This window comes from Pseudomonas sp. CGJS7, assembly GCF_036961695.1.
Genome location: NZ_JBAMDI010000209.1, coordinates 1 through 12,647, shown reverse-complemented (window position 1 = coordinate 12,647; position 12,647 = coordinate 1). Strand labels below are relative to the sequence as shown.

9 protein-coding genes are annotated in these 12,647 nt (G+C 61.4%); 2 read left to right on the top strand and 7 right to left on the bottom strand.

The window, feature by feature from the left end:
* Positions 1 to 62 precede the first annotated feature (62 nt).
* The 7 genes from cyoE to hmpA form a co-directional block, all read right to left on the bottom strand.
* Positions 63 to 950, bottom strand: coding sequence for a heme o synthase (cyoE, locus tag V7787_RS50500; RefSeq protein ID WP_003248596.1), 888 nt, complete (start codon positions 948 to 950; stop codon positions 63 to 65).
* Positions 951 to 961: 11 nt separating this feature from the next.
* On the bottom strand, positions 962 to 1,294 hold the full coding sequence (gene cyoD / locus V7787_RS50495) for a cytochrome o ubiquinol oxidase subunit IV (protein ID WP_003248599.1): 333 nt from the start codon (positions 1,292 to 1,294) through the stop codon (positions 962 to 964).
* Positions 1,294 to 1,917 carry a cytochrome o ubiquinol oxidase subunit III gene (cyoC, locus tag V7787_RS50490; protein ID WP_010952048.1) on the bottom strand — a complete coding sequence of 208 codons (624 nt, stop codon included), beginning with the start codon at positions 1,915 to 1,917 and terminating at the stop codon, positions 1,294 to 1,296. The genes cyoD and cyoC overlap by 1 nt, the downstream gene beginning before the upstream one ends.
* Before the next feature lie 3 nt (positions 1,918 to 1,920).
* Positions 1,921 to 3,939, bottom strand: coding sequence for a cytochrome o ubiquinol oxidase subunit I (cyoB, locus tag V7787_RS50485; RefSeq protein WP_010952047.1), 2,019 nt, complete (start codon positions 3,937 to 3,939; stop codon positions 1,921 to 1,923).
* 3 nt (positions 3,940 to 3,942) lie between these two features.
* Positions 3,943 to 4,884, bottom strand: a complete 942-nt coding sequence (gene cyoA / locus V7787_RS50480) for a ubiquinol oxidase subunit II (protein WP_003248605.1) — start codon at positions 4,882 to 4,884, stop codon at positions 3,943 to 3,945.
* A 559-nt stretch (positions 4,885 to 5,443) separates the two neighbouring features.
* On the bottom strand, positions 5,444 to 5,950 hold the full coding sequence (locus tag V7787_RS50475) for a disulfide bond formation protein B (RefSeq protein ID WP_003248609.1): 507 nt from the start codon (positions 5,948 to 5,950) through the stop codon (positions 5,444 to 5,446).
* A 454-nt stretch (positions 5,951 to 6,404) separates the two neighbouring features.
* A complete protein-coding gene (hmpA, locus tag V7787_RS50470; RefSeq protein WP_064491317.1) occupies positions 6,405 to 7,583 on the bottom strand; it encodes an NO-inducible flavohemoprotein in 1,179 nt (392 codons plus the stop codon).
* 154 nt (positions 7,584 to 7,737) lie between these two features.
* On the opposite strand from hmpA, the gene norR reads away from it, so the two are divergent.
* A complete protein-coding gene (gene norR / locus V7787_RS50465; RefSeq protein WP_104886670.1) occupies positions 7,738 to 9,294 on the top strand; it encodes a nitric oxide reductase transcriptional regulator NorR in 1,557 nt (518 codons plus the stop codon).
* Positions 9,295 to 9,484: 190 nt separating this feature from the next.
* Positions 9,485 to 12,647 (top strand): Ig-like domain-containing protein (locus V7787_RS50460; protein WP_336095066.1); only part of this gene is annotated, 3,163 nt, incomplete at its 3' end.

Sequence of the window (12,647 nt, the reverse complement as noted above, 5' to 3'; positions counted from 1 at the left end):
AAAAACACCAAAAAAAAAACCCCGGCACAGAGGCCGGGGCTTTCGTGAAACAGGCAGCAGTTTCAGCGTGCGTAGGTCATCAGCACATCCGCAGCGGTCTGGCTGTCCACACCCATCATCACGCTCAATGCAGTGACGGTGAGGATGGAGAAGCCGAACACCTTGCGGGCCCACTTGCTGTCGTCCTCGGCCTTGTAACCACCCCAGGCCATGTACAGCCAGTACAGGCCCATGGCAGCAGCCACGGCCAGGTAGCCGAGGCCGGCGTAACCGCCGAGGGTAAGCATCAGGGTGGCGAGCACGAAGGCCAGCACGTACAGCACGATCTGCTTTTTCGCCGCGAGGATGCCACGTGCCACCGGCAGAACCGGAATGTTGGCAGCGCTGTAATCCTTGAAGCGGAAGATCGCGATGGCAAAGCTGTGCGGCATCTGCCAAAGGCTGAACATCACCAGCAGGGTTACCGCAGCCAGGTCGAAGCTGTTGCTCACGGCGCAGTAGCCGATCACCGGAGGCATGGCACCCGACAGGCTGCCAACCAAGGTGCCGTGCACCGATTTACGCTTCAGCCACAGGCTGTAGAAACCGACGTAGACGACAAAGCCAATCAGTGCGCAGAACGCAGACAGCGGGTTGGCCTGGACATACAGCAGGCTGAAACCCGCCACCCCGAGCAGGGTGGCGTAGATCAGCGCGAGGGGCAGCGACATGCCGCCCTGGACCATGACACGGTTCTTGGTGCGCTCCATCTTGTGGTCGATGTCACGGTCGATGCAGTTGTTGAACACGCATCCGGACGCAACCACCAGCGAAGTACCGATCACCACCGCCAGGAACAGGGCGAAATCCACATGGCCCTTCGAGGCAAGGAAGAAACCGCCTGCCACGGAAAGCACGTTACCGAAAATGATCCCCGGTTTGGTGATTTGGATAAAGTGCTTAACGGACATGCAGTCTTACCTCACTTGGCCAACATTTCGAAGTGGATGCTGAACATGATCCACAGCGACAGGCCGACAAGCAGAGCGATCACCAGGGTGGTGAACAGGAACGTCGAAACGTTGTTGCGTTGCTCTTTCGAGCGGTCCATGTGCAGGAAGTAAACCAGGTGAACAACTACCTGGATCACGGCCATGGCAACAATGATCAGAACGGTCAGGTTCTTCGGCAGGCTGGCAGTCATGGCCAGGCCGAACGGGATCGCAGTCAGGATGATCGACAGTACAAAACCGATCATGTACGACTTGACGCTGCCGTGATTACCTTCGTGATGAGTGTCGTGTGCGTTAGCCATTACAGAACCCCCAGCAGGTAAACGACGGTGAATACGCAGATCCAGACCACGTCCAGGAAGTGCCAGAACAGGCTCAGGCAGCTCATGCGGGTCTTGGCGGTCGGCGTGATGCCGTGCTTGTTGATCTGGTACATCATGATTGCCATCCAGATCAGACCAGCAGTCACGTGCAGACCGTGGGTACCTACCAGGGCGAAGAAGCCCGACAGGAAGCCACTGCGCTGCGGGCCGAAGCCCTCGCTGATCAGGTGATGGAACTCATAGATTTCCATCGCGATGAAGCCTGCACCGAACAGGAAGGTCACAGCCAACCAGCCCAGTACGCCAGCTTTCTTGCCATCAAACATCTTCAGCATGGCGAAGCCGAAGGTGATCGAGGACAGCAGCAGGAACAGCGTTTCAACAGCTACGAAATCGAGCTGGAAGATGTCATGACCCGACGGGCCGCCGGCAAAACTGCCGGACAGCACCGCGTAGGTGGCGAAGAGCGACGCAAACAGGATGCAGTCGGTCATCAGGTACAGCCAGAAGCCCAGTACGGTCATCTGGCCCGAGTCGTGGTGGTGGTCGTCGTGCCCATGGTCGTGACCATGAGCAGCGCCGTGCATTACTTGACTGGACATTGATTACACCCGCTCAAACGATTCGACACGTGCGCCGGCAGGCAGAGCACCTGCTTTGGCCAGCGCTTTCATACGCTCGCCTTCGATGCGCGCCACTTCTTCGGCCGGAACCATGTAGCCCTGGTCGTCACGTGCAGCGTGGCGAACGAAGACAGCGATGGTTGCAACCAGGCTCGCGCCAACCAGCCACCAGATGTGCCAGATGAAGGCGAAGCCGAAGACGGTCAGGAACAGGCCCATGAACAGACCGGTAGCGGTGTTGCTCGGCATGTGAATGGCTTCGTACTTGGCCGGGGCCTTGTACGCAACGCCTGCTTCCTTGGCTTCGTGCCAGCAGTCCAGACCAACTTTCTCAGGCATGTGAGCGAAGTTGTAGAACGGAGGTGGCGAAGAAGTCGACCATTCCAGGGTACGGCCGCCCCATGGGTCGCCGGTCACGTCCAGGTTCTGGTTGCGGTCGCGGACCGAAACGACGATCTGGATCAGCTGGCAAGCGATACCGAACAGGATCAGCACGGCGCCGACAACGGCTACGTACAGGTAGGGTTCCCACAGTGGGTTGTCGGAGTGGTTCAGACGACGGGTCATGCCCATGAAGCCCAGGGCGTACAGCGGCATGAACGCAACGTAGAAGCCCGACAGCCAGAACCAGAAGGCAGCTTTGCCCCACTTCTCGTTCAGGGTGAAGCCGAAGGCTTTCGGGAACCAGAAGGCGAAACCGGCGATGTAGCCGAATACCGCGCCACCGATGATCACGTTGTGGAAGTGCGCAATTACGAACAGGCTGTTGTGCAGGACGAAGTCAGCACCCGGAACGGCAAGCAGTACGCCGGTCATGCCACCGATGGAGAAGGTGACCATGAAGCCCAGGGTCCAGAGCATCGGTGCGGTGAAGCGCACACGGCCTTGGTACATGGTGAACAGCCAGTTGAACAGCTTCACACCGGTCGGAATGGAGATCAGCATCGTCGCCAGGCCGAAGAAGGTGTTGACGCTGGCGCCGGCACCCATGGTGAAGAAGTGGTGCAGCCATACAGCAAAGCCGAGGATGGCGATCGCGCCCGATGCGTAAATCATCGAGTGGTGGCCGAACAGGCGTTTGCCAGAGAACGTCGAAGTTACTTCCGAGAACACGCCGAAGGCCGGCAGGATCAGGATGTAAACCTCAGGGTGACCCCACGCCCAGAACAGGTTGACGTACATCATCGGGTTCCCACCAAGCTCGTTGGTGAAGATGTGGAAGTCCAGATAACGGTCAACGGTCAGCAGAGCGAGTGCAGCAGTCAGAATCGGGAACGAAGCGACGATCAGCACGTTGGCCCAGGTGCAGGTCCAGGTGAAGATCGGCATGTCCATCAGTTTCATGCCAGGTGCGCGCATCTTCATCACGGTGACGAGGAAGTTCACGCCGGTAAGCGTCGTACCCAATCCGGATAGCTGTAGCGCCCAGATGTAGTAGTCGACACCCACCCCAGGGCTGTACTGAATGCCCGCGAGCGGCGGATAGGCAACCCAGCCGGTCTTGGCGAACTCACCAACGCCCAGCGAGATGTTGACCAGCAGCACGCCTGCCAGCAGCAGGTAGAAGCTCAGGGAGTTCAGGAACGGGAAGGCAACGTCACGTGCACCGATCTGCAGAGGAACCGCCAGGTTCATCAGGCCGGTGAAGAACGGCATCGCCATGAAGATGATCATGATCACACCGTGAGCGGTGAAGATCTGGTCATAGTGTTCAGGCGGCAGGTAGCCTTCGGAGCCGCCGGTTGCGGCAGCCAGCTGGGTACGCATCATGATGGCGTCGGCAAAGCCGCGCAGCAGCATGACCATCGCGACGATGATGTACATCACGCCGATCTTTTTGTGGTCGACAGTAGTCAGCCACTCGCTCCACAAGTAGGTCCACTTGCGGAAATAGGTGATAAGACCGACGACAGCGATACCGCCGAGCGCGATCATGGCAAGCGTCACCATGACTATCGGCTCGTGATAGGGTATCGCCTCCAGGCTTAATTTACCGAACATCTCTTACTCCTCTGCACCGGCAGCTGGTTGCATACTCGATTCCACACCCTTGGTTGTGGCCAGATCTTTGCTGCCTGCTTCTTCGTGGCTACGACCGCGGTTCATGCCTTCGTACTTGTCGACGATCAGCTGGAACTGCTCAGGCGAAGCCTCGCTATACAGCGCGACCGGGTTGTTTTCGCTTGGTTTGGCCAAGGCGTCGTATTCGGCCTTGTCCAGCTTCTTCGGCGACTGCTTGACTTCAGCGACCCACTTGTCGAAGTCTTCCTGAGAGGTGGCAGTAGCCTTGAATTTCATGCCGGTGAAGCCAGCACCGCTGTAGTTGGCGCTGATACCGTCGAATTCGCCGTTTTCGTTGGCGATCAGGTGCAGCTTGGTGGTCATGCCGGCCATGGCGTAGATCTGACCGCCCAGGCCCGGGATGAAGAACGAGTTCATCACGGCGTCGGAAGTGACGCGGAAGTTGACCGGAGTGTTAGCCGGGAAGACGATCTTGTTGACCGTGGCAATGCCCTGCTCCGGGTAGATGAACAGCCACTTCCAGTCCAGCGCGACCACGTCGATCTGAATCGGCTTAACGTCCGAATCCAGCGGACGATAAGGGTCCAGCTTGTGGGTGGAGTGGTAGGTGACGTAACCCAGGGCGATGATGATCAGGATCGGGATGATCCATACCGCGGCCTCGATCTTGGTCGAGTGCGACCAGTCAGGAGTGTAGGTGGCTGCCTTGTTGGAAGCACGGTACTTCCAGGCGAACGCCAGGGTCATGATGATCACAGGGATTACCACCAGCAGCATCAGGCCGGTAGCGATCAGGATCAGGTTCTTTTGCTCAATGCCGACCTGGCCCTTCGGGTCGAGCAGGGTCCAGTTGCACCCACTGAGTAAAAGCATGCCTAAAAAGGGCAATATGCCAAACAGTCTGGGGTAACGCTTTTTACTCATCTCACGACCTCTAGATCAGCTTGCTTCAATGCAATTTGTGTTTTGGTAGCCAACACTTCGTCCTGCCAAGTGAGGCATTTCGCGCCCGTACTCGCTCCTGCCTGGGGTCCGACTGCAGGACCTTGGCTTCAAGCGGGTTAGCGGTGCTTATGGTTTCGTAGGCAACAGGCCTGTACTTCAGACCAAGTCCATTTGGTGCGGGAAAACGCGGAGGGGTGTCCGCCCGGTATCGCCGTTGGGCGAAACTTGACGAAGTCAGCAAAAAGGAGCGCTGAGGCTTCCTTCAATCCTGCGACTCGCAAGCAGTGCCGAACGGAAATTGGGGGCGATTGTAGATAGGTCGCCAACCCTTGACTATGACTTATTGAGCAACAGTCTTTTACAGAATCTGTAACAATGCTGCTCGATAATTCAACTTCGCGACAGTTTGTCGCACCCCGCTTGATAGGCATCAAAGCCGCACCCTGCAAGGCCTGCGGGTTGATCTGGATCAAGCGGTGCGCAACTTTTCCCTCTTCTCATGCGGTGCAAAAGACCCCATGCAATTCGGGACTTTTGTCTAAGCCTGGCGTCGATTGCGGTAGATACCGAGCGGAACCAGGACGGCGGTCAGCACGAAGGCAACAAGTGCCCATTGCGCCAGCGACAGGCCGAGGATCGGCGGATACGGCGTGCTGCAGAAGCCGTCGACCTGGAACGCCAGTGGCCACAGCTTCGCCAGTGGCAGGTCATCCACGATCGGCTGCAGGGTATCGATACCGCAACTGACCATGGGGTTGGCGAGTATATACACATGGTTGCCCGCCGCAACGATTCCGCCAATTGCACTGAGCACCACCAACGCCTCGAAGAAGGTCAGGCTGCGGCGCCCGGGCATCGCCGCAGCGATGAAGGCAAACACGGCAATGAACAGCAACGCATAACGCTGCAGGATGCACAACGGGCAGGGTGCCTCGCCGAGCACCACCTGCATGTAGAGGGCGCCGCCGATCAGTGAAAGGCAGATCAGCCCCAACAGCACCAGAAAGCGCCGTTCCCGATTCAGGCGCGATGTTTGTTCGTTCATTGCCGGTTCCTTCGATGGATAGTGGCAGCGTGGTCCGCCTGCCTGGGCGCAAGTCTACACGCTGGGCATGGCCTGTGAGCATGCCGAGGGAGCGTCGCGGAAGCACTGCGCAGGGCTATCCAGTGTGGGTGAGACCGGCCGCAACGACGTCGGTTCAACGCCGGGCGGCAAAAAACGGCTGCCCAGGTGCCGCGCAGGGGCAAGCCCCTCGACACCCGGGAGTGAAGGATACCGTGATTAAAGGATGATTAAGGATGAAAGCTGCGCAGGTGCTTTCATCTCTTCTTTATATATAGGCAGAAAGATGTGCTGCAGCGGGGGACGAGTACGCTATAGGCCTGTACCGGCCCCTTCGCGGGTAAACCCGCTCCTACAGTTACGGCACCCCATTCAAGACCGGTGCAATACCTGTGGGAGCGGGCTTGCCCGCGAAGAGGCCGGCACAGGCGCTACATCACTCCAGCGCTGCCGCCGGCCCGAAGAACTCGTAGCGGCTCTGCTGCTCGGGCACACCCAGGCCCTTCAGCTGGCGCTTGACCGCCGCCATGAAGCCCTTGGGCCCGAGGAAGTAGGCATCCACGTCACGCTCCTGCGGCAGCCACTCGGCGAGCAGGTCTTCACTCAGCAAACCCACGGCATCGGCCGCAGCGCCACCTTCCGGCTCGGCATAGCAGTAGAAGCGCTTGAGCTGTGGATGACGCGCCGCCAGGCCATCGATCCAGTCCCGGAAGGCATGCACCGCGCCGTTACGCGCACAGTGGATGAAATGCACCTCGCGCCGGGTTTGCAGTGCTGCCTGCAGCATCGCCAGGGTCGGGGTAATGCCCACCCCTCCGCTGATCAGCACCAGCGGCTTGTCGCTGGCTGCCAGGGTGAAGTCACCCGCAGGCGGGAACAGTTGCAGGGTATCGCCCACCATCAGCTCATCGTGCAGGTAGTTGGAGACCTTGCCGCCCGCCTCGCGCTTGACGCTAATGCGGTATTCCTTGCCGTCGCACAGCGCCGACAGGGAATAGTTGCGGCGCTGCTCGGCACCGTCAATGTCCAGTTTCAGACCGATGTACTGGCCAGGTTCTGCCTTGAGCACCGGCATGCCATCCACCGGGGCGAAGTAGAACGAAACGATCTCGCTGCTTTCCTGCTCGCGGCGTACCAGGCGGAATTCACGGGTACCGCGCCAGCCACCCTCGGCCTCTTCCTTCTCTTTATAGAGGTTTTCTTCAGCACCAATCAGAATGTCGGCCAGCTGGCCATAGGCCGCGCCCCAGGCGTCGATCACCGCAGGTGTGGCAATGTCCTTGCCCAGCACTTCCTCGATGGCGCGCAGCAGGCAGCTTCCGACAATCGGGTAGTGCTCCGGCAGAATCTGCAGGGCAACATGCTTGTTGATGATCTGCCCGACCAGGCCGCCCAGTTGCTCCAGCTGGTCGATATGGCGGGCATACATCAACACGCCGTTAGCCAGCGCACGCGGCTGATCGCCACTGGCCTGGTGGGCCTGGTTGAACAGCGGCCGTACCTCGGGGTACTCGCTGAGCATCATCTTGTAGAAGTGGGTGGTCAGCGCTTCGCCGCCGCTTTCCAGCAGAGGTACAGTGGCCTTGATGATTGCACGTTGTTCGGCATTGAGCATTGCAACAACTCCTGAGCCTGTGGCTTCAAATGACTGCCCCTGCCATTACAGCAATCGTGCCAACTTTTATCGCCAGCAAAATCAGGGGTTTGATGCAGGTCATGTCAAAACGACCCACCCCTGCGTATAGTCATATCGACCCACAGGAGTCCTTATGACTACAAAGCCACTGCTCACCACCCTGCTGCCTCTGGTCAGCGACCTGTCCCGCGATTTGCCCGACCAGGAACGCTACCGCCGCCTGTTGCAAGCCATGCGCGGCCTGCTGCCGTGCGATGCTGCAGCACTGCTGCGACTGGATGGTGAATGGCTGGTGCCGCTGGCAGTGGATGGCCTTAGCCCCGACACCCTCGGCCGGCGCTTTCGGGTCAGCGAGCACCCGCGTTTCCAGATACTGCTGAGCCGCCCGGAACCCACCCGTTTTGCCAGCGACTCCGAACTGCCCGACCCCTACGATGGTTTGGTCAATGCCCCCGATGCCGACCTTGAAGTGCACGACTGCATGGGCTGCCCGTTGATGGTCGATGAGCGCCCATGGGGCCTGGTCACCCTCGACGCCCTCACCCCCGGGCAGTTCCAGAGCCTGGAGCTGGATGCCCTGCAGGCCTTTGCCAGCCTGGCTGCCGCCACCGTTACCGTGGCCGAGCGTATCGAGCACCTGGCCCTGCGCGCCGAAGACGAACACCATCGCGCCGAGCTCTACCGCCAGGCCAGCGGCCAGGATAGAGAGCTGATTGGCCAGAGCGCCGCACACAAACGCCTGGTGGAGGAAATTCGTCTGGTCGGCAGCAGCGACCTGACCGTGCTGATCACCGGCGAAACCGGGGTCGGCAAGGAGCTGGTGGCCCAGGCCCTGCACCGGGCCAGTAGCCGCGCCGACAAGCCGCTGGTCAGCCTCAACTGCGCCGCCCTGCCCGACACCTTGGTGGAAAGCGAACTGTTCGGCCATGTGCGCGGCGCCTTCACCGGCGCGCATGGCGAGCGCCGCGGCAAGTTCGAACTGGCCAACGGCGGCACACTGTTCCTCGACGAAGTGGGCGAACTGCCGCTGACGGTCCAGGCCAAGCTTTTACGCGTGCTGCAAAGCGGCCAACTGCAGCGCCTGGGTTCGGACCGCGAGCACCGGGTGGACGTACGCCTGATCGCCGCGACCAACCGCGACCTGGCTGCAGAGGTGCGTACGGGCAACTTCCGCGCCGACTTCTATCACCGCCTCAGCGTATACCCGCTGCACGTGCCACCGTTGCGCGAACGTGGGCGTGACGTGCTGCTATTGGCGGGCTACTTCCTCGAACAGAACCGTTCACGGCTTGGCCTGAACAGCCTGCGCCTGAGCCATGAGGCCCAAGCCGCGTTGATCGCCTACGACTGGCCAGGCAATGTGCGCGAACTGGAACACCTGATCGGCCGCTCGGCACTCAAGGCGCTGGGCCAGCACCCTGATCGGCCACGTATCCTCACCCTCGAAGCCATCGACCTGGACCTGCGTGTGTCGGCAGCCACGCCAGGCACGCTGCCCTCCCCCGCTGCACCGCAGCAAGTAGTCGCCCCGCCTGAAGGCGGCTTGCGTGAAGCCGTCGATATTTACCAACGACAGGTGATCGAAGCCTGCCTGCAGCGGCATCAGGACAACTGGGCAGCAGCGTCCCGCGAACTCGGTCTGGACCGCGCAAACCTGAGCCGTTTGGCCCGCAGGCTTGGGCTTCGCTGAGGCTTTTCTACCAAAGGATTAACCCAGAAAGCCATCTGGTTGCTTCCCCACCGGCTGCTATATCTCCCTAACCACCCGTTTGTCGACTGCCTGGTCGAGGCTGTGCGTAAAACCCCTGACAGGGCTCTGTTACGCCGGTTGTGGCCCGAACACTCGGGCCGGGGGATCCGGATATCAGCAGGGAGCATCCATGGACAACATCGTCGTCGCCGATAAGCAATCCGAAGTCGCCACTCAAAGCGCCTGGGGCAATATCAATCTCAAAGCACCCAGCGTCGTGCAGATACCGGTATCTCCAGACAAAGTGGCCACGGTCACCCAGCGCGGGCAGGACCTGATCGTCACCCTGAAGTCGGGGGAAAAGGTCACCATCGGTAACTTCTTCGCCGTGGACCAGGCCGGGGTCGGCAGCGATATGGTCTTCGTCGGCGAAGACGGCACCCTGTGGCATGCCCAGTACGATGCGGCAGCGTTCACCGGTTTCACCTTCGAAGAAGTGGCCTCGCTGGACGAACTGGTCGCAGGCATCGGTACTGCAGGCAGCGCCATGCCAACTTGGGCGATTGCCGGGCTCAGCCTGCTGGGCGTGGGCGGCGCAGCAGCAGCGGCGGACAATGGAGGCGGGGGCAGCAGCGGCGGTTCCGACCCCGACACCAGCGCACCGGCCACGCCAATCGACCTGCTGGTTTCACCGGATGGCCTGCGTCTGACCGGCCGTGGCGAAGCAGGCACCACGGTGAACATCCGCGACGCCGCCGGCAACCTGATCGGCAGCGGCACAGTGGGTGCCGACGGCATCTTCGAGGTGACGTTGAATGCGCCGCAGATCAACAGCGAAAACCTTGATGTCACCCTGACCGACGCCGCCGGCAATGTCTCGGCGCCTGGCACTGTCACTGCACCGGACGCAACTGCACCACTGGCGCCGACCGACCTGGCAATCAATGAGCAGGGTAACACCCTCACCGGTCGTGCCGAGCCCGGCTCGACGGTATCCGTACGAGGCGCAGGTGGCGTATTGCTGGGCACTGCGGTGGCCAGTGCGGACGGCCAGTTCAGCATCACCCTGCAACCGCCACAAAGCGACGGCCAGGCCCTGGAGGTCAGCGCTGCAGACGCGGCAGGCAATAGCTCGCCAGTTGCCAGCATCACGGCACCGGACGTCGACACCCCTGATACTACAGCCCCTGAACAACCGACCGACCTGGCCCTGGCCGAAGGCGTCACCTTCACCGGTCGCGGTGAGCCTGGTGCTACCGTGCAGGTGCGCGACGCAGCCGGCAACCTGATTGGCACCGGTGTTGTCGGTTCCGACGGCCTGTTCAGCCTCACCCTGTCGCCTGCCCAGGCCAATGGTGAAGCACTCGACGTGCGTTTGGTGGATGCCGCCGGTAACAGCTCTACCCCATTGCAGTTCAATACGCCGGACATTACCCCGCCCGATGCGGTGAGCAACATTGCCGTCGGCGCTGACGGCCTGGCCCTGAGCGGTCGCGGCGAGCCCGGCGCCACCGTTGAAGTGCGCAATGCCAGTGGCACCGTGATCGGCACGGGTATTGTGGGAGCCAATGGCACTTTCCTGATTGATCTTGATCCGGCGGCGCAGCCGGGCGAGCAGTTGAGCTTGGTGCAGACCGACACAAGCGGCAATGCGTCCGTGGCTACCGAGTACGACGTCCCACTGACCTCCGCGCCCAACAGCCCGAGCAATCTGGCCATCGATGCTGATGGCACCACCGTTACCGGTACCGCGCCGGCTGGCAGCCGTGTGGAAGTGCATGATGCCAACGGCACCCTGATTGGCAGTGCCATTGCCAACGCCGATGGCAGCTTCAGCATCGAACTGAATCCCGCACAAGCCGACGGCGAACTGCTGGACGTGGTCGCCATCGATGACGGCGGCGTTTCCTCGCTGCCCGCCCAAATCACCGCACCGGATATCACCGCCCCTGCCACACCGACAGAACTGGCCGTGAGCGCGGACGGCAGCGTGATCACCGGCCGTGCCGAACCGGGCAGCACCGTGCGCATCGTGGCTGCCGACGGCACCGAATTGGGCACTGCCGTGGTCGGCCCGACCGGCGTGTTCAGCCTCAACCTCAACCCACCACAGGTTGATGGCGAAGTCCTGCAGGCCACCGCGACAGATGCCGCTGGCAACACTTCCGTTGCCAGCTCGGTCACGGCCCCAGACATCGATGGCGGCGATACCACCCCGCCTGAAGCACCGACCAATCTGGTGATCGGCCTTGCCGGCAGCCAACTCAGTGGTCGAGGCGAAGCCGGCACTGCCGTGCAGGTGCGTGACGCGGCCGGCAACATCCTCGCGACAGGCACCGTCGCTGCAGATGGCACCTTCACCGTCACCCTGGACCCTGCCGTGAACGACGGCAGCACCTTGCAAGTCACCCTCACCGATGCCGCCGGCAACGTATCCCAGCCGGGCTCGGTCACTTCGGCCGACTTGCTGCCGCCCGCTCAACCGACTGACCTGGCCCTGGCCGATGGTGTCACCTTCACCGGTCGCGGCGAGCCCGGCGCTACCGTGCAAGTACGCGATGCCAACGGTGCTGTCATCGGTACTGGTGTCGTCGGTGCCGACGGCCTATTCAGCCTCACCCTGTCGCCTGCCCAGGCCAACGGCGAAGCACTCGACGTACGCTTGGTGGATGCTGACGGTAACGCCTCTGCCCCATTGCAATTCGATGCGCCGGACATTACCCCGCCCGATGCGGTGAGCAACATTGCCGTCGGCGCTGACGGCCTGGCCCTGAGCGGTCGCGGCGAACCCGGCGCCACTGTTGAGGTGCGCGATGCCAGTGGCACCGTGATCGGCACAGGTGTTGTGGGAGCCAATGGCACCTTCCTGATCGATCTGGATCCGGCGGCGCAGCCGGGCGAGCAGTTGAGCCTGGTGCAGACCGACCCAAGCGGCAATGCTTCGGTGGCTACTGAGTACGACGTACCGCTGACCACTGCGCCCGACAGCCCGAGCAATCTGGCCATCAATGCTGATGGCACCACCCTCACCGGTACCGCGCCGGCCGGCAGCCGTGTGGAAGTGCATGACGCCAACGGCACTCTGATTGGCAGTGCCATTGCCAACGCCGATGGCAGCTTCAGCATCGAACTGAATCCCGCACAAGCCGACGGCGAACTGCTGGACGTGGTCGCCATCGATGACGGCGGCGTTTCCTCGCTGCCCGCACAAATCAACGCGCCCGACATCACCGCCCCTGCCGCACCGACCGAACTGGCCGTGAGCGCGGACGGCAGCGTTGTCACCGGCCGTGCCGAACCGGGCAGCACCGTGCGCATCGTGGCTGCCGACGGTAGCGAACTGGGCACTGCCT